Below are 20,075 nucleotides of genomic sequence, written 5' to 3'. Positions count from 1 at the left end.
TTTTTTGCGTATACCATATACCTATCTGGAACGTTCTCTTAAAAATGGGTTTGTTTAACCTTTTTTAGGATACGGAACTCTAGCAAAATTAAAGGTGTTTGTACTTTTAAATAAAATTTATCGGTTTGGCCAAAATATTACTAATAGAAGATGATGTGGCATTTTGTAAAATGCTGGAAACCTTTTTAGAAAAGAACGGTTTTCAGGTGACTGCTGCCTTCACAGCATCTCAGGCTAAGAATAAGTTGAAAGAAGAGCAATTTGATCTGATCATTACCGACGTGCGATTGCCTGACGACGATGGGCTGAGTATATTGAAGTGGGTAAATGACAGCAGTAAGGTGTGTCCGGTTATCCTGATGACCGGTTATGCTGAAGTGAATAAAGCTGTCGAAGCGATGAAGCGGGGTGCTGTTGATTATATTTCAAAACCGGTACGTCCCGATGAACTTCTCAGCATCATTAAAAAAAATCTTGAAGTAAAGCCCCAGGAAGGTGCAGACCAACAAAATACGAAATCAACCGGAGCTGTATCAGGGAGTACTTCGGGCGCGAAATCAGACTTTATAGTAGGTGTGAGCGATGCAGCGTTAAAGCTGAATAATTATGTAGATCTCGTTGCCCCAACAAACATGTCTATTTTAATCATAGGTGACAGCGGTACGGGGAAGGAATATGTAGCCAAAAGTATTCACGATAAGAGTAAGCGAAAGGAAGCTGCTTTTATAGCTGTTGATTGTGGTGCAATACCAAAAGAACTGGCCGGGAGTGAGTTTTTTGGTCACGTAAAGGGTTCGTTTACCGGAGCTGTCTCTGACAAAGTGGGGCATTTTGAAGCAGCAAATGGCGGAACCTTATTTCTTGACGAAATAGGTAATTTGTCTTACGAGTTGCAGGTACAGCTCCTGAGGGCATTACAGGAGCGCAAAGTAAAGCCCGTGGGTAGTAATACTGAAATTTCAGTAGACATACGGGTTATAGCAGCAACCAACGAAGATTTGGAAAAAGCCATTGAAGCTGGTGAGTTTAGGGAGGATCTTTATCACAGGTTGAATGAATTTTCGATCAGGATGCCCAGTCTTAAGGAGCGTCGGGAAGATTTGATGCTTTTTGTTTATGTTCTTCTGGATCAGGCAAACGCAGAGTTGGAAAAACAGGTAACCGGGTTTTCAGACGAGGCTGTCGAAGCGATAAAGAATTATGAGTGGCCGGGCAATCTGAGACAATTAAAAAATGTAGTTAAACGTTCGGTTTTGCTGAGTACCGATGAGATTATTCCCCTTTCAATTTTACCACAAGAATTGCTGGTGAAGCGCGATACAACGCATAATCCCTTTTCGCTTTATAATGCCGAAAATGAGCAGGAGCGCATACTGGATGCTCTGGAACAGGCGGGAGGAAATAAAAGTAAAGCTGCACGCCTGCTGGATATCGACCGAAAAACGCTTTATAATAAATTAAAACACTACGGGATTAAGCTTTAAGATACTGCCCGATTTCTTCGAGCAAAATCTGACTTTGCTCCCGTACTTCTGCAAGAATTTCTGAAAGATTACTTTTTGGCTGCTCATTAGGCTTTAAACCTTCCAGCTTTTCCAGAAGGGCGATTAAGGTGTGCGCTTCAAGTTGCCGGATCATAGGCAACATTTTATGAGCAATCTCTTTAATACTGTCAGTATCGTGCTTGTTTTGCTCTAATGCTAACAGATTTTCAGCTGTACTGGTGGTAAAAATATGCAGTATGCTGGCTAGCGCCTGTTGATCATTTCCGGTAAAAGCCCGTAGTTGATTTAGTGAGAAATGCGTTTTTTTTGATTCTATGTGATCCCCTTCTGCAATTGAAGCTTTGGTTTTCAGCATCCCGATAGTCTCAACAGTCTGTATGAGATCAGCGGGTTTAAAGGGTTTTTCTAAATGCGTGGCAAACCCGAAAAACCGGTAATCTGATTTTTTTAAGGTAGCATTACCACTAAGCGCAATAACCGGAATTGTTTTTAACTGTTTGCTTTTTTTCAATTCTTTTATCAATGAAATTCCATCCATCACCGGCATTTGAATGTCTGTAAGAATAAGATCAGGTCTATTTTTATTGAGGAGTTCTAAAGCTTCCGCTCCGTTAAAAGCAGTAGTTACCTGCAAATCATAATTTGCAAATAATGCCCGGGCAAGTTGCAATTGTGCCGGTTCATCATCTACCAGCAAAACGTGCTGAATAAGAATTTTTTCTGTGGCTGCCGGGCTTTGATTTTTTGAAGGACTTTCTTCAAGCTGTCCTGACTTTTTAACCGGTATGATTAGGGTAAACGTACTCCCTTTATGAGGTGTGCTTTCTAATTTCAGGTCACCTTTGAGCAATGTGGTAAGTCGCCGGGAAATAGAAAGTCCCAGACCAAAGCCTCCAAATTTACGCTGGGTGGTTTTTTCGGCCTGTGCAAACTCTTTAAAAATATGCTCTTGTTGCTCTTTAGGAATTCCGCATCCGGTGTCTATAACTTTAAAAATTAACTCACCCGATTGGTAATTTGCTGTGATTGTAATGCTTCCGCTCTGGGTAAATTTATAAGCGTTGGTTACGAGATTACTTAAAATTTGCTTTATGCGAAAGGGATCACTTATAAATAGCTGATTTACTTCTTCGCCTATATGTGTAGTTATCTCAATCCCTTCCTTAAGCGGTTTGGGTAAACTCACGACAAGCACATCATTTACAAGTTTTTCAGGATTAAACGGAATGTTTTCAATCTTGATTTTACCGGCTTCAAGTTTTGAAAAATCGAGCAGGTCGTTGACCAGATTCAGAATATAATCTCCAGATTTTTCTACAGTTTCCAGATAGCGCTGTTGCTTGGGTTCTAAGGGTGTTTTTTTGAGCAAATCGGTAAAACCTATGACCGTATTTAATGGCGAACGCATATCGTGCGTGATGGTAGCCATCAATTGTTCGCGGCTTTTTAAAAGCGATTGAGTCACCTCGTTGCTTTTCTGCAAGTCCTTGTTGTACTGCTGGCTGCGTGAGGCGTCTTTGAAAATAAGTATGATAAACCCGATTGCCAGGACGATACTTATAAGGCCTATGATTTGAAGTGTTTTAGTAATAGCAGCAATGCGGTTATTGAGTTCTGCCTCGCGCTCTCTTGCCGTAAGAGAACTTTCGCGTTCAAGAGCGTTTAAGAGATTGCGAATTTTCAGGTTGAGGTTACGATCATTACCCAGTAAATTGTTTTCCCTGTTGATGATATTTAATTCCAGTTCTTTCTTGCGAGCTTCGATCCTGGCAAGGGTTTCCCTAACGGTTTGGGCCATTGCCGTCATGTTTTGATCTTTATCGGCGTTGTCTTTTCTAATGTATTCCATCAAATCAACCACTACTTTTTTTGAATAGGGGTCCAAAGAATCGAGTCGCGGATCATTAGCGTAATCTTCAAAATAGATGTCTTCTTTGATCAATTCAGATAAAGCTTCGTCATAATAATTACGTGAATATTGCTCCTGGCGCAGGCGCACCATGGTTTTGATATTCTTGGTTTTTTCACCCAGCAATAGTTGAATGCTGTCGAGCTGCGTTTTTTGATTTTTTCTTGCAGTAATTAACTGTAGTGAGTCTATCGCCTGATCAATACTGTCTGCCACCTGGGTATAGGTATTAAACTGATCTAGAGACCCCGTGGCCATAGCGGTTCTGCCTATAGTTTCAGCCTTGTATAAATAACTAAGCGCGTTGCTGATGTACGTGAGTTTTTTATTGGCCGTCTGCTCTTGTTGAGGGGGGTAGATTACTTTTTTTAATTCGGGGTAAATAAGCCAAATAGCCAAAAATACGAGCAATCCGATCATTATATAACCAGTAAGTACTTTGAGCGTTATGGATCTTTTGGTGTTTTTCATTGAAAATTAAAATTAAGTCTGAAGCAGGGAAAACTCCTTAAATCTTTTATAAAAACAGTTTTATTGCCTTACATTTGCCGCCTAATCTCAAAGGGGTGCTTAAACTTCCGGGTGACCGGAAAGCGAGCTGAGATCATACCCAATGAACCTGGGCGGATAATGCTGCCAAGGGAAACGCTTAAAATGCCGGTGACGATCGGTTGAATTTTAAGCAACATTGCATTTATTAACTAATAGTAACACGGAATAATTGCCCCTTTTATTCGTAAAAATCATTTTACGGATGAAAACTCTTTTATTCGCCTGTGCTGCCAGCCTAACAACTTTTGGCGCACTCGCACAACAAAAACCGGTCATAGACACGACCGAAGTCAACAAACTGGACGAAGTTCTGGTGCAATCCATTAGGGTTGATGCCGACTCTCCCATCACCTACAGCAACCTTTCTAAACAGGAAATCGAGGAGCGCAATCTGGGGCAGGATTTGCCTATTTTGCTCAACTACCTGCCCAGTGTGGTCACCACCTCAGACGCCGGTGCCGGCATTGGTTACACAGGATTCCGGGTACGGGGTACGGGAAATCAGGGAATCAATGTGACTATAAACGGTATTCCGTATAACGACGCAGAGAGTCTGGGAACTTTTTTTGTGAACCTTCAGGACTTTAGCAGTTCTATCCAGAGCGTGCAATTGCAGCGCGGGGTGGGGACTTCTACAAACGGTGCGGGAGCTTTTGGAGCCAGCTTAAACATCCTGACCGATGCGGCAGACGATAAAGCGTATGCCGAAGTAAATGCTTCGGGCGGATCGTTTAACACCAGCCGGGCTAATGTAAAATTCGGTACCGGCCTCATTAGTGATCATTTTAGTTTTTCCGGAAGGCTTTCGGCCATTAAATCAGACGGCTATGTAGATCGCGCCAGTTCAGATCTGAAATCTTATTTTCTTCAGGGTTCTTTCCGGGATGAAAACACCTTGCTTAAAGCTATCGTTTTTGGTGGCCATGAGATCACTTATCAGTCCTGGAACGGGATTGATTCCGAAACCCTGGCAACAGATCGCAGGTTTAATCCCATAGGATTTCAGTATGATGATGAAGGCAATTTTGAAGGCTTTTACAACAATCAGGTTGATAATTACAAGCAGGATCATGTGCAGCTATTGTGGAACCAGAAGTACGGTGGCGGCTGGTCTACAAATCTGGCGTTGAACTATACCATGGGGCGCGGATTTTATGAGGAATATGTGGATTCCTGGTATTATGAAAATATAATGTACACCAATGATGCAACATTTGAAGCTTTAGGCTGGGAGCCTTATGAAGTAGATGGCGAATTGCAAACCGATACCGATTTAATACGCCGTCGCTGGTTAGATAACCGCTATTATGTGGCGAATTTGACCACCAATTATTCTGACGAAAACATCGATTTTGATGCGGGGATTTTTGGTAGTTTGTATAGTGGAGATCATTATGGCGAAATTGTCTGGGCCCGCTATTTTTCGAAGACTGAAGAAGCCGGATACCGCTACTATTTTGGTACTGCAGATAAGAACGAGTTTACCACATTTGCCAAAGCAACCTGGAGAATTGACGATATATGGAGTGTCTTTGGAGATGTACAGGGCCGTTTTATAAGTTATGAGACAGACGGGATAGATAACGACCGCGAAGATTTTATAATCGACGAGAACTATTCGTTTTTTAATCCCAAAGCCGGTGTGACTATCACCTTAGATGAATCAAATCGTATCTATGCGTCATACGCACGGGCCAATCGCGAACCCAACCGTACCGATTTTGAAAACGGAAATCCCGTTCCTGAAAGTCTTAATGATTTTGAATTGGGCTACCGATATACTACAGATCGCGCCCGGATTTATGCTAATGCCTATTATATGGATTACCGCAATCAACTCGTGCTTACCGGTGCTATTGATGATGTGGGAGCGCCCATTCGTCAAAACAGCGGATCAAGCTATAGACTGGGTGTGGAGATTGAGGCAGGCCTGGAGATCATACCGGGTATGCTGGCTACGACACCTAACATTGCGTTGAGTACCAATAAAAATAGGGATTTTTTCTTTGAGCGGGATGGGGAACTTCAGAATTTAGGAAATACCAATATTTCCTATTCGCCAAATGTCGTGACAGCAAACCGTATAGATTATTTTCCAACGAAAGGATTGCGGCTGTCATTATTGTCTAAATATGTTGGCGAGCAGTATTTAGGCAACATTGATGCAGAAAGCTCGAAGCTGGATGCCTATTTTGTAAATGACTTCAATGCACAGTATGATTTGGGAGCATTGGGCTTTGCCAAATCGATTACACTTACGTTGCTAGTAAACAATTTCCTAAGTGAAGAATACGTCTCCAATGGCTATTTTTATACCTACGATGATGATTTTTCCAATCCAGGAACGGTAAAAACCATTGAAGAAGCAAGATACTATCCGCAGGCAAAAATCAACTTTTTAGTGGGTGCCAGCGTTCGATTTTAAAACTTTATGATTGAGTAATTGAAAGCTGTCCGGGGTTAATCTTCGGGCAGTTTTTTTTTTGGTTTAAATTGAAGGGCTGAAGAATCAAGTTGAAACTTTTTTATCCCCTATGGGATATCATCCATTTTTTCAGGAGACTGTCTGGTGTCAAAAACATTTGCAATCTCAATACGTTTAAACTCGTAGTTGATCCAGTAAATGATTTTATAATTTTTGAAAACCAGATACCTGAATTCATGATCCCTGTGTTCTAAAATAGTTTCTATTTGACCTATTTCAGGATTTTTGTCGAGACCTATTGTTTTATCTACTATTCCGCTTACTAGTTTTCTGGCTATTCTTTTCCCTGCTTTCAGGGAATAATAACCGTATATGTCTTCGAGTTTACTTTCGGCCAATTGCAACCAGTAAACCTCTAGCTCCATTTCTTAATTTTCGATTGTAATTCATCAGCTTTAATCATTCGGCCGTTTTTTGAGTCTTCCATTGCCTGATCAATCTCAGCATTATATTCCTCAATTGACAAGGGTTTGAGATTTTTATCGAGCAATTCTGCTTTTTTTCTACGCATCAAATTTTCAAGACCAGTTACGATTTCCTCATTTTGTAATCGTAAAAATTCCTGAACAAATGATATTTTTCGAGTTTCTAAATCCATAATGCGATTTTATTTATTCTTAAATATACAAACAACAAAAACACTAAAAAGCCAAAGAGTTGTAAACCTAATTCGAAATAATAATCAAACTTCCTTCCTGAGCAACCCGATACGGAAGCAGGGTATAAGGCTGGCCCTGAGCTTTATCCTGACCGGTGTACAAATTATAGGTGTTGTCTTCACAGGAGCAGCTTACTTCAACCCCGTTTAAAACCATTGCCGAACATTGATTAGGCACGTGATTGGGATCTGCAGCCTCCCATGCACGTATTCCCGTACCGGTGTTGATTACAAAAACACCCTGTATTCCCACATTGGCTACATAAACTGCATTACCGGGGAATTGCAAATTGCTATATTCCGGTAAATTGGTATTTAGGCTAACGCTGAAAGCAATGGGCGTGAGATTGGGATTGTTAATACGGGCATCATCAGAACTGCAGGAGCTCATTACGAGTACTAAACCCAGAATACAGCTAATTTTTTTTAGGTAAACCGAAGAAAACGACATTGTCAATTTGTGAGATTTTAGAACTAAGAATTAATAATTTCGTATATTAGCACTACAAATCCCGTTTATAATGGGATTTTTTGTGTTTATACCTCTGGCCTTTTCCATTTTGGAGTAAACACACCCTGAAAACGAAAATACACCACACACATTGTGCATAAAGAAACGAAGTTATGAGTAAAGTATCATACTATACTGCGGAAGGATTAAAAAAATTAAAGGATGAGCTCAATCAGCTTAAAGATGTTGAGCGTCCTAAAGCGTCACAGGCCATAGCCGATGCACGCGATAAAGGCGATTTGAGTGAAAATGCCGAATACGATGCGGCTAAGGAAGCTCAGGGAATGCTGGAGATGCGTATTTCTAAAATGGAGGAGATCGTGGCTAATGCGCGTATAATCGATGAGTCGCAATTAGACACCTCAAAAGTTTTGGTGCATTCTACCGTAAAAATCAAGAACCAGACTAATGGAGCCGTGATGACCTATAAGCTGGTTGCACAAAGTGAAGCCGACCTGAAAAGCGGAAAGATTTCGGTAGATTCTCCTATAGGTAAAGGACTTTTAGGCAAGAAGGAAGGGGAGGTCGCCGAGGTTAGCGTTCCTAATGGCACCATGAAGTTTGATATTCTGGAAATCAGCAGAGACTGATTGGAAATACGAAATATGCAAAATGAAATATCTTTTTTAAATAACCCAATAACCCAATAACCCAATAACCCAATAACCCAATAACCCAATAACCCAATAACCCAATAACCCAATAACCCTCGCCAGATGCCTTCAATCTTTACCAAAATAATCAATCGGGAAATCCCGGGTCACATTGTAGCAGAAGACGATAAGCATATCGCCATTCTGGATATCAACCCGAATGCTAAAGGCCACACTTTGTGTATCCCCAAAAAGGAAGTAAACAAGCTATTTGACCTTTCGGAAACCGATTATATGGAGCTTATGGCTTTCAGCCGAAAGGTTGCTTTGGGATTGGAAAAAGTAGTGGATTGCAAGCGTATTGGCGTCTCTGTTATAGGGCTTGAAGTTCCGCACGTTCACGTACACTTAATTCCGCTTACTACAATGGAAGATGCCCGTTTCCTGAATAAAATGGCCATGTCTTCTGAAGAATTGGCGGCTTTGGCTCAGGAAATCAACGAGGCTATTTAGTCTTTAAATAATAAATACCAAAGGCTGCCGCAGCACCTGCAAGAACAACTCCTGCCAAAATATAAATAGCGAGGGGCTTAAAGCGTTGATAGGTTTCCGGTTTGCCTACGCGTTTCAGGTTATAGAGATAGATTCGGTCTATTTCATCGGTCCATAAAGCAGGATAAATCTGAGACTCGCAGTGGCTGCAATTAAGCTCTCCTTTTACCTGTTTCGTCGCACGGGTATAGAGTTTAGTATCTTCAATTTTATTGTAAAAACTAAACTTCAATCCGTCTTGAGCATAGCATTTAGGACAGTTATTGCGCAGTTTTGATTCCCCAAATTTCACGTAGTTTTCGGCCATAAATCAAGCTTAGGTTGGTACTGCGAAAATAAATTATTTGAGCAGATCTCCCAGATTTATTTGGGCATATTGTAAAAGCATGATTGTTTTTGCGTCTTTAATTTCGCCTGTTTTAATCAGTCTCAGCGCTTCCTGAAAATCATATTCAAGCACCTCAATATTTTCGGTTTCATCCTCAGAGCCACCACCTTTAGAAACCTTTTGTTCTTTAGAATAGGTAGCTATAAAAAAATATAGAATTTCGGTCACAGAGCCGGGAGACATATAGGATTCAAAAACTTTTTCAACCTCGGTAATGCGGTAGCCGGTTTCTTCTTCAATCTCTTTAATAATGGCCGTCTTGGGGTCGTTTTCATCAAGAAGACCGGCACAGGCTTCAATCATCATCCCGTCGGGATTTTTGTTGAGGTAGGTGGGCATTCTAAACTGCCGGGTAAGAATCACGCTTTTTTTATCGGGATTGTAAAGCAATACCACGGCTCCATTCCCGCGATCGTAGGCCTCTCGTGATTGCTTTTCCCAGACATTTTGATTGTTTAAATATTCAAAATCTACTTTCTTGAGGGTATACCAGTTGTCTGAAAGTATACTCACGTTCATATTTCGAAGGCGGTCGTTCATTAATTGATAAGTTTAAGGGCAATTTGAAAGGTTGTTCCTTTATTGATCTCACTGTGAAGTACTCTAACCTGTCCATCGTGATATTCTTCGATGATACGCTTGGTGAGTGAAAGTCCCAATCCCCAGCCTCTGGTTTTTGTTGTGTAACCGGGTTCAAAGATGGTTGAGAAATTCATTTTTGGGATGCCTTTTCCGGAATCTTTAATGAGAATTTTAGCATAGCGCGTATCTCTTTTGATGATTAAGGTAAGCGTGCCTTTTCCTTTCATCGCATCGATGGCGTTTTTAACCAGATTTTCTATACTCCAGGCAAAAAGCTCTTCGTTAAGCATCACAAAAAGTTGTCCCTGGGGTACATCAATTTGAAAATCGATAAGCTTAGAACTGCGTTTAGACAGGTACTCAAATGCTTCCTGAGTTACGGTAATGATGTTTTTGGCTTCCAGTTTCGGAACGCTACCTATTTTTGAAAATCTTCCGGTTATAATCTCGAGTCGCGCAATATCTTTATTGATTTCCTCGATGTATTCCGGGTTGACATTTTCGGTTTTTAAAATTTCGGTCCAGCCTACGAGAGAAGACAAGGGTGTGCCTATTTGATGCGCGGTTTCTTTGGCCATACCGGCCCAGAGCAGGTTTTGTTCTGAAGCTTTTGACGTGGCGTAAAAAAAATAAATAACCGCAATAAAGAGAATGACAATGATGACCAGCACCACGGGAAAATACTTAAGCTGGTTGATTACCGGTGAATGCCCGTAATAGGCATACCAAAGATCGCCCCCCAAAATGTCTATGCGTATGGGCTCATTTTCTGCCGCCATTTCCCGAAGCATTTCCTGAGAGCGCTGCGGGTTATCGAGAACCCCCTTTGGGATATTGATGCTGTTAACAATACTGTCTTTATAATCGGTAATAATGATGGGGATGTACTGGTTGCGGCTATTGATTTTTTGGCTTAGCGCATAATACTGGTTGATGTCTTCGGTATTTAAAGCTTCCATTGACGAAGCCCAGATTTCCATACGATCCCGCTCGGCCTGTTTCAGCTGATCAAAAAACAGCGAGACATTCCATAAAATCAGTGCCGTGATGACAACTGCTGCAAAAATGATAAACCAGCGTACAAAGCGCTGATCTCTGTTAAACTTCATAAACTGAGGTCTTAAAAAGTCGGGTTGATTATAAGGCGGTGCTAATTTTTAGCTGTGCTTAAGGCTCATCGACATCGATTAAATATAAAGCATTTCTCAAAGAATTATTGTCTGTAAAACGGTTTTAAGTGTACCTGCGTATGCCTACCTTTGCGGGATGCAATTTAAGACTCAAACACTTGATCCGGCCGCCAGCGATAATGCGACGGTTTACGGTATTCTTGCGGGGGCTGTGAGTCCGCGGCCTATTGCTTTTGCCAGCACTCTGGACGCTGAGGGCAGGCCTAATCTTGCACCGTACAGCTTTTTTAACGTGTTTAGTTCTAATCCGCCTATCGTGGTGTTTTCGCCCGTGCGTCGCGGCAGAGACAATACGACCAAGCATACCTTAGACAATATTTTGGAGACCAAAGAGGTCGTGATTAATATTGTAAATTATGCGATGGTACAGCAAATGTCATTGGCCAGTACCGAATATGATGCGGGTGTTGACGAGTTTATAAAAGCCGGTTTTACCAAGGTACAGTCTGAAGCGGTGAAGCCCTTTCGGGTGAAAGAATCGCCGGTACAGCTCGAATGTAAAGTGAAAGAAGTTGTCGCTATGGGAGATCAGGGCGGCGCCGGAAACCTGGTGATTTGCGAGGTGGTGCGTATGCATTTGCACGAAAACGTTCTCACCGAAGCGGGTACTATTGACGATCATAAGATTGATCTGGTAGCCCGAATGGGAGGCAACTGGTACACCCGTGCGATTGACGGGATGTTTGAAGTGCCAAAACCTTTGCGTAACTTAGGGGTTGGTGTTGATCAGATTCCGGAAGCCTTTAGAACCAGCAGCATCCTCACCGGAAACGATTTGGGACGTCTGGGCAATGTTGATGTATTGCCGCAAACGGAAGAAATTCAGGCTTTTTTAGAAACGGAAGCCGAACTTAAAGATTTGGCAGCAGCTAAAAACAGCCCTGCCCTGCATAGTAAAATACAGGAATTGATCAGCAACAATAAGATACAGGAAGCCTGGAAATTGATTTTGGCTTAAGACATTAAAATTTAAAGAAGAACAGAAGAAAATGGAAGTACAAGGAAAAGTAAAACTTATAGGAGACGTTCAAACCTTTGGTAGCGGCTTCAAAAAGCGGGAAATAGTTGTAATTACCGAAGAACAATATCCACAAACCATCATGGTCGAGTTTGTACAGGATAAAACCGATTTGCTCAACAACTTTAAACCGGGACAAAACGTAAAAATCAGCATCAATCTTAGAGGTCGCGAGTGGGTAAGCCCACAGGGTGAAACCAAATATTTCAACAGTCTTAACGGATGGCGAATTGAAAATGCAGATCAATCTGCACCGGCAGGAAGCGTGCCTCCGGTACCACCTGCAGATCAGTTTGAGCCGGCATCAGACTTTGATGATGACGATCACGACGATTTACCGTTCTAAAATCGCGTTAAAACAAACCGAAACCCCCGATACTTTCACTAAGTTTCGGGGGTTTCCGGTTTATACCCTCTAAAATCTAGCATTATCGTCTATATCACCTCAGATCAACCATTTCCAGATTACCGCCATGCAGATGAAGACGGTCTGCTTGCAGTAGGCGCAGATTTGTCGTTAAGCCGTCTCAAGGATGCCTATGCAAAAGGGATTTTCCCGTGGTATAATGACGGTCAGCCGGTGTTGTGGTGGTCTCCAGACCCGCGCATGGTTCTTTTTCCTGAAGAAGTTCATGTTTCAAAATCTATGCGGAATGTATTTAACCAGGGGCATTTCAAAGTTACTTACAACACCTGCTTTACCGATGTGATTTTGAATTGCAAGCGTGTAAAACGAGACGGGCAGCACGGAACCTGGATTACAAACCAGATGGTTGAAGCCTACATCAAACTGCATGAAGAAGGTCTTGCAGAATCTGTTGAGGTGTGGCAGGATGCTAAGCTGGTGGGCGGTTTATATGGGATCAACCTGGCCGATAAAAAGGTGTTTTGTGGTGAAAGTATGTTTAGCCACGCAAGCAATGCCAGTAAAGTCGCTTTGATTACGCTGGCGCGAAAACTTCAAAAGCTCGATTACAAACTCATAGACTGCCAGGTGTATAACGAGCATTTGGATAGCATGGGCGCACGCGAAATTTCACGGGAAAAGTTTTTGGAATATCTTCAGTAAGAATTCTTTTCAGCTTAAAGCTTAATCTTTGCCGAAGTATAGAAAAACACGCGATTTTCCTGATCTAGTGTTAAATCTTCCTTTCGGCACTCAGCAGCGATTTGCAGTTTCAGGGTGCCGCTGATCTGATTTCCGAGAGTTAAGGTAAATCGCTGATTGAGTTCAGGCTTTTCCAACGCCGAAATGCTGTACAGGGTCTCGAGACTTATTGCGGTGTAAAATTCCCCATCATCAAGCCGTAATCCCTGCAACGGAAAGTCCAGATTGAGACGATAACGTGCACGGTGAACGGTTTCAGTATCATAGAAGCGCTGCTCGATTCTAAAACGATGTCCCAGCCGGTATTGGTTGTAATTACGGGCATAATTATACTGTTGCGTAAGTCGCAGCTCGTTACTGCGGCCGGGCTCAAACCAGTCCCGGTTGCGATAGCGTAATCCCAAACTCAAACTGCCGTAGAACCCACTCTCATAAGTCGTAAAGTGCGAAAACTCCAGATGCTGCACCGAGTAGGGCTTGTCTTCTTCCGGAAAGGTGTTGCGGTTGGTGATTTCAAAATTATAGCTCCAGCGAGACGGCGGACTGTAATTAAAGGCAATCTCGTGCTGGCTTAGGTAGCGTGTGTCCTGAGCAAATAGGCCAAAAGGCAGCAGTATTAGTACAAATACTTTAGAAAAGGAGAAATTCATAAGACTGGCGTACCACTTTACGGGATTTTAAAAAGTTACCATCAGCGTCAAAAGTCATCTCAAAACGCTCCAGTTTGTTTTCTGTGTTTTTTGTAGCTACAATAATTTCCCAGGCATCGGGTATTCCGGGATTGGCTGTGTCAAATGCAGCTTTTGGTTCATAATGCGCCTGTATTTTTTCAATACGATGCCGCTCAAAATTGGTCTCCAGATAGTCATTTACAGCTGTCAGGCTGGTCCCCATTTCTTTTTGATTTCGTATGATTTCAATGTCTTCCAGCATTCCGTCCCGGTCAAACTCTGCACTGTATTTTGATCTGCCAATCTTAAACTTGGCTTCAAAACTCTGCCGATCACCGTCCTGCTCGCGGTAATACTGAAGCCGCTTTTTAGTTCCTTCCAGGCTTTGTAAATACCGGATCGCCGCTTGAGGCATCTCATCGGCCTCTATGCCCTGTTCAAACTCCTGCTTGACGTTTTGTGCGTAGGTAAGGCTGGAGAGTGCAATCAGTAAAGCTAAAATTGGGTGTTTCATAAACTCATTGCTTTTACTTCTTCGTATCGAAAACAATTTATTTCGTGATCATTTACCATTCCGGTGGCCTGCATATGCGCATAAACTACGGTTGAGCCGGTAAATTTAAAGCCTCGCTTCTTTAGGTCTTTAGATAAGGCATCACTAATTGCCGTAGTAGCCGGAGCTTCTTTATAATATTCAATCTGGTTTTGAATGGGCTTGTGATCTACAAAACTCCAGATGTATTTGGAAAACGAACCGAACTCCTCCTGAATTTTCATAAAGGCTTTGGCATTGCTCACGGTCGCGTAAACCTTCAGTTTATTGCGAATGATTCCGGGGTTGTTGAGCAGTTCTTCTAATTTTTCATCCCCGTAATTGGCAATCTTCTTGTAGTCAAAATCATCCAGCGCTTCGCGAAAGTTTTCGCGCTTGCGCAAAATCGTGATCCAGCTGAGTCCTGCCTGAAAGGTTTCCAAAATTAAAAATTCAAAAATAGTGTTGTCGTCATAAATGGGCACGCCCCATTCGGTATCGTGATAGGCTTCGTACAGCGCATCACCTGCACACCAGCCACACCTGTGCTTATTCATAGTCCTGCATTTAGACCTTAAAGATATTGAATCTATTGGCTGAAAGCCTGTGTGGGACTGTAAGTTTGTTAAAAAATGCCCGACTTCTAGTCTATGCAAATAACTACTTTAGAACGCCAGGATTTGGTCACCCAATCTTTTAAAGCTGGAATGACCTACGCAGATTACCGGTTGCTGGTGGGCTCGCATGCCCAATCGTTTACCAGCACCGGCCATACGCAAACCGAAGCTTTATCAAATTACACCCTGCTCAACGACCGCCGTATGAAACGCTGGGATAAAACCTTTAAGCTCACTGAAGCTGAGCAGGAACTCATCAGTGGTTTTGACCGCCCGCTGAACTGGCTGTTGCTCACCGAAAGCTGGTGTGGTGACGCGCCCCCGGCAACTGCCGTGATGCAAAAAATAGCTGAAATCCTACCCAATATTGACTTCAGAGTGGTATTGCGGGACGATCATCCCCAATTGATGGACGCCTTTTTATCAAACGGAGCTAAGGCAATTCCAAAATTGGTCATTCAGGATCCGCATACCAAAGAAGTTTTAGCTTCCTGGGGTTCGCGCTCTTCGGCTGCAAAAAAGCTGGTTGAAGATTTTAAAGCAGAACACGGTGAGATCACTTCGGAATTTAGAGAGTCGCTGCAGCTTTGGTACAATAAAGATAAAGGGGAATCGATTTTGAGCGAATTGATCGAGATTTTGCGCGTGCTTAACCTTGAAACTCGAATGTAATCGAACCTAGCTGTGTGGCACGGTCGCTTTTGTTGAATATGGCATTCTCAGCATACTCCAATGCCTGATCTACCAAACAGCCATTAGACGTGCTCGAAGCGCTTTTGTTGAAGTAGGCTTTAATAATCCCGCCACTGCCGTTAACCTCAATATTGATTACCACTTTTCCGGTGGCATCACAGGTGTACACAGGATTAGGAATTTGCACGGCATTACGGTCTTTAAGCTGATACGTCACCGTACTACGGCGGTAGCTCGAGGTGTTTACTTTTGAAATTTTTTCGGCCGTTTTTGAATCTCCGGCAGATTGTTCTTCCCTTCGTTTTTGGCGTAAGAGTGCGATACGCTCCCGGTAATCGGGAAAGTTTTCATCTTCACCATCCGTATCTTCTGAAGGTTCCAGCGTTTCAGAATCCGTTTTCAATGCGTCGTTAACCTGATTTTGCTGGCTAAAATAGCGGTTGGCCTCCCGAACTTCCCGGTTGCTGCTCTGTGCCTGATTGGTAATTTGCTGAGACTGCAATTGCTTTTGTTCTTCGACTTCTTGAGGCGTTGGTTCTTCTTTAGGCTCATCCTGAATGATAGGGATAGGAATAAATTCTTCTACCTGCGAAGTGTCGTAAGGTTTTACGGTAAGAAACAGAAATACCACAAAAAGAAAAGCCGCACCGCTAAAGGTGATCAACATGGCTTTATCCTGCGAGGTCATTTTCATGGCTATAAAAATACAAAAAGCCGCGGTGGTATGCTGTTAAACAAAACGCAAGAGCCGCGAAGCAACCCTTTGTTCCGGCTAACGGGTTGCTAGACCGTATAATCTTGCTTATAGAAAAGTGAATCCAACTCTACGATTCAATCCTTGTTCAAAAATTCGGATTAAGGTTGAAAGTTGAATATTCGCTTTTCCGTTCTCAATTTTTGAGATGTAGCTTTTTTTAGTTCCGGCTTTTTCTGCAAGCTGTTTCTGGGTCATTTTTGCCTCTTTTCGGGCTGCTTTAAGCATTTCACTAATGATAAATAGTTGTGCGCTTTCTTCATAGCTGTTGCGGCTTTCCGTTCCAATTGCTCCGTGTTCTAACTCGATCAGTTCGTCAAATGTCTTTATATCTTTATACTTTTCCATAAGCTTTATTTTATCTTAAAATAGGCATTCATTAAACGCTCTGCTGTGTCAATTTCTTTTTGTGGAGTTTTTTGCGTCTTTTTTTGAAACGCATTAAAAAGGACTACGAGTTTACCGTCATCAAAACAACAAAAAATCCGATAGCTATTTGATTGGTATGCTACTCGTATTTCATAAAGCCCGTTTGTTCCTGTCAAATGTTTCAGGAATTTTTCAGGAACCCGGTCAACCTGCTTAATCAACTCGAAAACATATTTAATTTTTTGCTTTACCTTTTCATCCTGTCCAAGGTAAAACTTCATAAAATGGTCTTCGTAGAAAATTATTTCCCGGATCATCTTATAAAGTTATCTCGAAAGATAACATTCGCCAAATTTTAGATTAGGTTATTTGAGGCTTCAAAAGGTTTTGTAAAGAAATATTTTAGCAAATTAAACCTTGCGACCTGTTAAACAAAACGCAAGAGCCGTGCCCGGAATTGTCTTTACAAAACAGAAGCGTCCAGAGTAGCTTCAAAAGCTTCGAGACCGGTGGCGGTATTCACTTCAAAATCACCAATTTTTGTTCTTCGCAAAGCGGAAAGATGCCCGCCGGAATTTAAAGCTTTACCAAAATCATGTGCAAGGGAGCGGATGTACGTCCCTTTACTGCAGCTGATGCGAAAATCAACTTCCGGAAGTGCGATACGTGTGATTTCAAAAGCCGAAACCTGCACTTCCCGGCTGGGAATGTCAACTTCTTTACCTTCACGTGCAAACTCGTACAGGCGTTTTCCATCTTTTTTTAATGCCGAAAAAACCGGTGGTTGTTGCATAATGCTTCCGGTAAATTGGGCTGTTGCCGCGTGAATGGCTTCCTCGCTGAGGTGAGCCGTGGGAAATACAGCGTCAATTTCGGTTTCCAGGTCGTAGGAAGGAGTGGTGGCGCCCAGTACAATGGTGCCGGTATATTCTTTTTCCTGACCCATAAATTCTTCAATACGCTTGGTGAATTTTCCGGTGCAGATGATGAGCAAACCGGTTGCAAGCGGGTCTAGTGTGCCGGCGTGACCCACTTTAATCTTTTTGATCTTGTAGGTTTTACGTATGAGCCAGCGCACTTTGTTCACCAGCTGAAACGAAGTCCAGTTGAGCGGTTTGTCAAAAAGTAAAATCTGACCTTCTTTAAAGTCTGCTTCCGAAAATTGCATAAATGATGTGTGTGATCTTGTTCTTTGGGATTACAGGTTGTAATAGCCAAAGCCTACCGCAATGACGCCTACAATAAGGCAATAGATGGCAAACCAGGATAATTTACTCTTTTTAACCAGTTTAATCATCCAGGTACAGGCGATCAATCCGCTTATAAATGCTGCAACAAAACCAACAGAAAGCGCAGTAAAATTGCCCGATTCGGTGGTGATGTCTCCGCTTAAAAGGTCTTTGGCAATCTTTCCAAAAATCAGGGGAACCACCATCAGGAACGAAAAACGGGCTGCTCTGGCCTTGTCATTTCCCAATAAAACCGAAGTGGAAATCGTCGCGCCGCTTCGGGAAATCCCGGGAAGCATTGCGATGGCCTGTGCCACACCTATGGTAAAGGCGTTTTGAAAACTTACGGGTTTCTGGGTGTCCTTGGCTTTATCGGCAAGCCAAAGCAATAAGGCGGTGATGATAAGCATCATACCAACAAGCAGAATGTTTCCGCCAAAAAGCGATTCTAATTGTTCTTCAAAAAACAACCCGATGATAACCGCCGGAATCATCGAAAGCACAATTTTGACTGCAAATTGAGTTTCTTCATTCCATTTAAACTGAAAAAGCCCTTTTACAATGTCAAAAATGTCTTTTCTAAATACAACCAGCGTGCTTAGCGCGGTTGCAAAGTGTAAGACTACAGTAAACAATAGGCTTTCTTCGGGCACGGTACTGTCGCCTAAAATGGCTTTCCCAAGCTCCAGATGACCGCTTGAAGATACCGGTAAAAACTCGGTGAGACCTTGTATAATACCCAGTATTATCGCGTCGATTATATCCATTTACTTGGTGCCTTTATCTTTTGGAAATGTTTCAGAAGATTCTTTTTTAGCATCGGGATTCAGCAAAATCGCATAGACTTCGATCCCAAAACCTATCAATACCAAAGCCGGAGCCAGGCGTATGCGTCTCCAGTGGTAGATCTCCGGGTTAAACACATTAGGATCGTCACTGCCACCGCCAGACATCAGGATAAAACCCAGGGCAATCACGCCCAGGCCTATAAGCATCACCTGATAATTTTTCTTTTTAAAGATGAAACTGCTGCGGTGCAGTTCGTTTTGTTTTTTCCGCTTTTGTTCTCCCATTTTGAAGGGGTTAAAAGTTAATGGTTTAAGAGTTTTTGTCTAAAATCTCTTGTTTGATATCTTAAGTCTAATAATAGAGTTCGTCTGTTCTCAAATTCAGAAAGCGTTGTGTGGCTAAAAAAGTACTGAACCAGGTAATCACAATGCTTGCTGCAAACACGCTCACAAATAAAATGGCTAAAATCACCGGATCTGCCAGCAATTCCAACTCCGGGAAAGTCTGGTTGAGGTAATACAATACGGCGGCCATCCCTGCAAGAGCGATTACCGCGCCTACCATACCCAGTTTCATACTTAGCCAGATAAACGGGCGACGTATAAAACCTTTGGTAGCTCCTACCATTTGCATGGTTTTAATGGTAAACCGTTTAGAATATACCGAAAGCCGGATCGCGCTGTTGATCAGCAAAACTGCAATCAGGGTAAAGACCCCGCTGATGATGACAATCCACAGACTTATTTTTTTGATGTTATCGTTAAGCAAAGAGATAAGCGGCTGGTCGTAGTTGACCTCGTCTACAAAATCCTTAGCGGTGAGTTCATCTGCAATTTCCTTCACCCGGTTGGCATCCACAAAATCTGCTTTCAGGTACACGTCAATGGAGTTTTGCAGGGGATTGTAGCCCAGAAAATCCATAAAATTCTCGCCAATTTCTTTGCTGTGCTCTTCAGCAGCTTCTTCTTTTGATACAAATCGCGTTGATTTGGTGTACTCGGCGAGTGCCAGGCTCTTTTCAAGCTGTTTGATTTCAACGTCTTTTGCTTCGTCTTTCAGGTAAATGGTAAGGGCAATCTGCTCTTTAAAGTGGTCTGCTACTTTTTTAGAATTGAGCACCAAAAGACCCAGCACACCCAATAAAAACAGCACCAGCGCGATACTCAATACCACCGAAAAATAGGAGGAAATTAATCTGCGACGCTGAAATTTTTCAAAAGATGAGGCCATATTATTCGTTACTGTTTTAGAACACTAAGGGGCAAAAATACTAAAGTTCGTGCTTCTTAAACGTAAGCTTAAGCTTTTTTGTATGAAGAGCTTTGAGAAACTGAAAGCGCCTGGTGAATCTCCGCTCGTGCTTTCCCAAA

The 20,075-nt window shown here is 42.4% G+C and carries 25 protein-coding genes; 8 read left to right on the top strand and 17 right to left on the bottom strand.

Translation table 11 applies throughout. From position 1 onward, the window contains the following. Positions 1-125 precede the first annotated feature (125 nt). The gene (locus tag LLW17_RS03120) at positions 126-1,484 is read left to right on the top strand and encodes a sigma-54-dependent transcriptional regulator (RefSeq protein WP_228228807.1); all 1,359 of its coding nucleotides are present in this window, start codon (positions 126-128) and stop codon (positions 1,482-1,484) included. Here LLW17_RS03120 and LLW17_RS03115 read toward each other — a convergent pair. Continuing rightward, on the bottom strand, positions 1,474-3,885 hold the full coding sequence (locus LLW17_RS03115; protein WP_228228806.1) for a hybrid sensor histidine kinase/response regulator: 2,412 nt from the start codon (positions 3,883-3,885) through the stop codon (positions 1,474-1,476). The genes LLW17_RS03120 and LLW17_RS03115 overlap by 11 nt on opposite strands. Before the next feature lie 283 nt (positions 3,886-4,168). Here LLW17_RS03115 and LLW17_RS03110 point away from each other — a divergent pair, with 283 nt between their 5' ends. After that, positions 4,169-6,391 (top strand): TonB-dependent receptor, encoded by a 2,223-nt coding sequence (locus LLW17_RS03110; protein ID WP_228228805.1) that lies wholly within the window; start codon positions 4,169-4,171, stop codon positions 6,389-6,391. A gap of 107 nt (positions 6,392-6,498) precedes the next feature. On the opposite strand, the gene LLW17_RS03105 is transcribed toward LLW17_RS03110, so the two are convergent. The 3 genes from LLW17_RS03105 to LLW17_RS03095 all read right to left on the bottom strand — a co-directional run bounded on the left by LLW17_RS03105 (position 6,499) and on the right by LLW17_RS03095 (position 7,566). Next, positions 6,499-6,816, bottom strand: coding sequence for a type II toxin-antitoxin system RelE/ParE family toxin (locus tag LLW17_RS03105; RefSeq protein ID WP_228228804.1), 318 nt, complete (start codon positions 6,814-6,816; stop codon positions 6,499-6,501). After that, a complete protein-coding gene (locus LLW17_RS03100) occupies positions 6,807-7,049 on the bottom strand; it encodes a hypothetical protein (protein WP_228228803.1) in 243 nt (80 codons plus the stop codon). Before LLW17_RS03100 ends, LLW17_RS03105 begins: the two co-directional genes overlap by 10 nt. A 67-nt stretch (positions 7,050-7,116) precedes the next feature. Continuing rightward, complete coding sequence (locus LLW17_RS03095; protein WP_228228802.1) at positions 7,117-7,566, bottom strand: Rieske (2Fe-2S) protein; 450 nt, start codon at positions 7,564-7,566, stop codon at positions 7,117-7,119. 167 nt (positions 7,567-7,733) lie between these two features. Between LLW17_RS03095 and greA the strand changes: the two genes are divergently transcribed. Both greA and LLW17_RS03085 read left to right on the top strand, forming a co-directional pair. After that, positions 7,734-8,210, top strand: a complete 477-nt coding sequence (gene greA / locus LLW17_RS03090; RefSeq protein WP_099645613.1) for a transcription elongation factor GreA — start codon at positions 7,734-7,736, stop codon at positions 8,208-8,210. Positions 8,211-8,336: 126 nt separating this feature from the next. Next, entirely contained in the window at positions 8,337-8,726 is a 390-nt protein-coding gene (locus LLW17_RS03085; protein ID WP_228228801.1) for an HIT family protein, read from the top strand. On the opposite strand, the gene LLW17_RS03080 is transcribed toward LLW17_RS03085, so the two are convergent. Genes LLW17_RS03080 through LLW17_RS03070 form a run of 3 tightly spaced genes read right to left on the bottom strand, consistent with a single transcriptional unit; the run spans position 8,719 to position 10,844 of the window. Beyond that, the gene (locus LLW17_RS03080) at positions 8,719-9,072 is read right to left on the bottom strand and encodes a hypothetical protein (protein ID WP_228228800.1); all 354 of its coding nucleotides are present in this window, start codon (positions 9,070-9,072) and stop codon (positions 8,719-8,721) included. The two genes, LLW17_RS03085 and LLW17_RS03080, sit on opposite strands and share 8 nt — an antisense overlap. Positions 9,073-9,105: 33 nt before the next feature. Beyond that, the gene (locus LLW17_RS03075) at positions 9,106-9,693 is read right to left on the bottom strand and encodes an NUDIX domain-containing protein (protein ID WP_228228799.1); all 588 of its coding nucleotides are present in this window, start codon (positions 9,691-9,693) and stop codon (positions 9,106-9,108) included. Then, positions 9,693-10,844 (bottom strand): sensor histidine kinase, encoded by a 1,152-nt coding sequence (locus tag LLW17_RS03070; RefSeq protein ID WP_228228798.1) that lies wholly within the window; start codon positions 10,842-10,844, stop codon positions 9,693-9,695. The genes LLW17_RS03075 and LLW17_RS03070 overlap by 1 nt, the downstream gene beginning before the upstream one ends. Before the next feature lie 157 nt (positions 10,845-11,001). Between LLW17_RS03070 and LLW17_RS03065 the strand changes: the two genes are divergently transcribed. The 3 genes from LLW17_RS03065 (at position 11,002) to aat (ending at position 13,012) form a co-directional block, all read left to right on the top strand. After that, positions 11,002-11,883, top strand: coding sequence for a flavin reductase family protein (locus LLW17_RS03065; RefSeq protein WP_228228797.1), 882 nt, complete (start codon positions 11,002-11,004; stop codon positions 11,881-11,883). A gap of 31 nt (positions 11,884-11,914) precedes the next feature. Beyond that, positions 11,915-12,289 carry a DUF3127 domain-containing protein gene (locus tag LLW17_RS03060; RefSeq protein ID WP_228228796.1) on the top strand — a complete coding sequence of 125 codons (375 nt, stop codon included), beginning with the start codon at positions 11,915-11,917 and terminating at the stop codon, positions 12,287-12,289. Between the two features lie 84 nt (positions 12,290-12,373). Then, the gene (aat, locus tag LLW17_RS03055) at positions 12,374-13,012 is read left to right on the top strand and encodes a leucyl/phenylalanyl-tRNA--protein transferase (RefSeq protein WP_434084769.1); all 639 of its coding nucleotides are present in this window, start codon (positions 12,374-12,376) and stop codon (positions 13,010-13,012) included. 14 nt (positions 13,013-13,026) lie between these two features. Here the strand turns inward: aat and LLW17_RS03050 are convergent, their stop codons facing one another. The 3 genes from LLW17_RS03050 to LLW17_RS03040 are packed head-to-tail and all read right to left on the bottom strand — an operon-like array spanning position 13,027 to position 14,811. After that, positions 13,027-13,701 carry a DUF2490 domain-containing protein gene (locus LLW17_RS03050; protein WP_228228794.1) on the bottom strand — a complete coding sequence of 225 codons (675 nt, stop codon included), beginning with the start codon at positions 13,699-13,701 and terminating at the stop codon, positions 13,027-13,029. Next, positions 13,682-14,236: a hypothetical protein gene (locus tag LLW17_RS03045; protein WP_228228793.1), complete on the bottom strand. Its 555-nt coding sequence runs from the start codon at positions 14,234-14,236 to the stop codon at positions 13,682-13,684. Before LLW17_RS03045 ends, LLW17_RS03050 begins: the two co-directional genes overlap by 20 nt. Beyond that, positions 14,233-14,811 (bottom strand): DNA-3-methyladenine glycosylase I, encoded by a 579-nt coding sequence (locus LLW17_RS03040; RefSeq protein ID WP_228228792.1) that lies wholly within the window; start codon positions 14,809-14,811, stop codon positions 14,233-14,235. Before LLW17_RS03040 ends, LLW17_RS03045 begins: the two co-directional genes overlap by 4 nt. Positions 14,812-14,904: 93 nt before the next feature. Between LLW17_RS03040 and LLW17_RS03035 the strand changes: the two genes are divergently transcribed. Further along, entirely contained in the window at positions 14,905-15,543 is a 639-nt protein-coding gene (locus LLW17_RS03035; RefSeq protein ID WP_228228791.1) for a thioredoxin family protein, read from the top strand. Here LLW17_RS03035 and LLW17_RS03030 read toward each other — a convergent pair. The 7 genes from LLW17_RS03030 to LLW17_RS03000 form a co-directional block, all read right to left on the bottom strand. Beyond that, positions 15,521-16,258, bottom strand: a complete 738-nt coding sequence (locus LLW17_RS03030) for a hypothetical protein (protein ID WP_228228790.1) — start codon at positions 16,256-16,258, stop codon at positions 15,521-15,523. The genes LLW17_RS03035 and LLW17_RS03030 overlap by 23 nt on opposite strands. A gap of 108 nt (positions 16,259-16,366) precedes the next feature. Further along, on the bottom strand, positions 16,367-16,666 hold the full coding sequence (locus tag LLW17_RS03025; RefSeq protein ID WP_228228789.1) for a helix-turn-helix domain-containing protein: 300 nt from the start codon (positions 16,664-16,666) through the stop codon (positions 16,367-16,369). A 5-nt stretch (positions 16,667-16,671) separates the two neighbouring features. Continuing rightward, positions 16,672-17,004, bottom strand: a complete 333-nt coding sequence (locus LLW17_RS03020) for a type II toxin-antitoxin system RelE/ParE family toxin (RefSeq protein WP_228228788.1) — start codon at positions 17,002-17,004, stop codon at positions 16,672-16,674. Between the two features lie 146 nt (positions 17,005-17,150). Next, positions 17,151-17,855: a tRNA pseudouridine(55) synthase TruB gene (truB, locus tag LLW17_RS03015; RefSeq protein WP_228228787.1), complete on the bottom strand. Its 705-nt coding sequence runs from the start codon at positions 17,853-17,855 to the stop codon at positions 17,151-17,153. A 30-nt stretch (positions 17,856-17,885) separates the two neighbouring features. Continuing rightward, a complete protein-coding gene (gene uppP, locus LLW17_RS03010) occupies positions 17,886-18,683 on the bottom strand; it encodes an undecaprenyl-diphosphatase UppP (protein ID WP_228228786.1) in 798 nt (265 codons plus the stop codon). Then, on the bottom strand, positions 18,684-18,989 hold the full coding sequence (locus tag LLW17_RS03005) for a DUF3098 domain-containing protein (protein WP_228228785.1): 306 nt from the start codon (positions 18,987-18,989) through the stop codon (positions 18,684-18,686). A 67-nt stretch (positions 18,990-19,056) separates the two neighbouring features. Then, positions 19,057-19,935 carry a cell division protein FtsX gene (locus tag LLW17_RS03000; RefSeq protein ID WP_228228784.1) on the bottom strand — a complete coding sequence of 293 codons (879 nt, stop codon included), beginning with the start codon at positions 19,933-19,935 and terminating at the stop codon, positions 19,057-19,059. Between the last annotated feature and the right edge of the window lie 140 nt (positions 19,936-20,075).

The sequence above is a fragment of the Leeuwenhoekiella parthenopeia genome (assembly GCF_020782115.1).
GTDB classification, from domain to species: Bacteria; Bacteroidota; Bacteroidia; order Flavobacteriales; family Flavobacteriaceae; genus Leeuwenhoekiella; species Leeuwenhoekiella parthenopeia.
Note: the sequence above shows the minus strand (reverse complement) of the source record. Positions and strands in the feature narration are given on the sequence as shown.

Bases quoted from the DNA above. Each gene is read 5' to 3' on its own strand.
- LLW17_RS03020 (WP_228228788.1), bottom strand. From the start codon at position 17,004: ATGATCCGGGAAATAATTTTCTACGAAGACCATTTTATGAAGTTTTAC.
- LLW17_RS03115 (WP_228228806.1), bottom strand. From the start codon at position 3,885: ATGAAAAACACCAAAAGATCCATAACGCTCAAAGTACTTACTGGTTAT.
- LLW17_RS03065 (WP_228228797.1), top strand. From the start codon at position 11,002: ATGCAATTTAAGACTCAAACACTTGATCCGGCCGCCAGCGATAATGCG.
- LLW17_RS03085 (WP_228228801.1), top strand. From the start codon at position 8,337: ATGCCTTCAATCTTTACCAAAATAATCAATCGGGAAATCCCGGGTCAC.
- LLW17_RS03070 (WP_228228798.1), bottom strand. From the start codon at position 10,844: ATGAAGTTTAACAGAGATCAGCGCTTTGTACGCTGGTTTATCATTTTT.
- LLW17_RS03110 (WP_228228805.1), top strand. From the start codon at position 4,169: ATGAAAACTCTTTTATTCGCCTGTGCTGCCAGCCTAACAACTTTTGGC.
- LLW17_RS03025 (WP_228228789.1), bottom strand. From the start codon at position 16,666: ATGGAAAAGTATAAAGATATAAAGACATTTGACGAACTGATCGAGTTA.
- LLW17_RS03100 (WP_228228803.1), bottom strand. From the start codon at position 7,049: ATGGATTTAGAAACTCGAAAAATATCATTTGTTCAGGAATTTTTACGA.
- LLW17_RS03030 (WP_228228790.1), bottom strand. From the start codon at position 16,258: ATGAAAATGACCTCGCAGGATAAAGCCATGTTGATCACCTTTAGCGGT.
- greA (WP_099645613.1), top strand. From the start codon at position 7,734: ATGAGTAAAGTATCATACTATACTGCGGAAGGATTAAAAAAATTAAAG.
- LLW17_RS03040 (WP_228228792.1), bottom strand. From the start codon at position 14,811: ATGAATAAGCACAGGTGTGGCTGGTGTGCAGGTGATGCGCTGTACGAA.
- LLW17_RS03105 (WP_228228804.1), bottom strand. From the start codon at position 6,816: ATGGAGCTAGAGGTTTACTGGTTGCAATTGGCCGAAAGTAAACTCGAA.
- LLW17_RS03050 (WP_228228794.1), bottom strand. From the start codon at position 13,701: ATGAATTTCTCCTTTTCTAAAGTATTTGTACTAATACTGCTGCCTTTT.
- LLW17_RS03080 (WP_228228800.1), bottom strand. From the start codon at position 9,072: ATGGCCGAAAACTACGTGAAATTTGGGGAATCAAAACTGCGCAATAAC.
- LLW17_RS03005 (WP_228228785.1), bottom strand. From the start codon at position 18,989: ATGGGAGAACAAAAGCGGAAAAAACAAAACGAACTGCACCGCAGCAGT.
- LLW17_RS03045 (WP_228228793.1), bottom strand. From the start codon at position 14,236: ATGAAACACCCAATTTTAGCTTTACTGATTGCACTCTCCAGCCTTACC.
- uppP (WP_228228786.1), bottom strand. From the start codon at position 18,683: ATGGATATAATCGACGCGATAATACTGGGTATTATACAAGGTCTCACC.
- truB (WP_228228787.1), bottom strand. From the start codon at position 17,855: ATGCAATTTTCGGAAGCAGACTTTAAAGAAGGTCAGATTTTACTTTTT.
- LLW17_RS03035 (WP_228228791.1), top strand. From the start codon at position 14,905: ATGCAAATAACTACTTTAGAACGCCAGGATTTGGTCACCCAATCTTTT.
- LLW17_RS03000 (WP_228228784.1), bottom strand. From the start codon at position 19,935: ATGGCCTCATCTTTTGAAAAATTTCAGCGTCGCAGATTAATTTCCTCC.
- LLW17_RS03075 (WP_228228799.1), bottom strand. From the start codon at position 9,693: ATGAACGACCGCCTTCGAAATATGAACGTGAGTATACTTTCAGACAAC.
- LLW17_RS03060 (WP_228228796.1), top strand. From the start codon at position 11,915: ATGGAAGTACAAGGAAAAGTAAAACTTATAGGAGACGTTCAAACCTTT.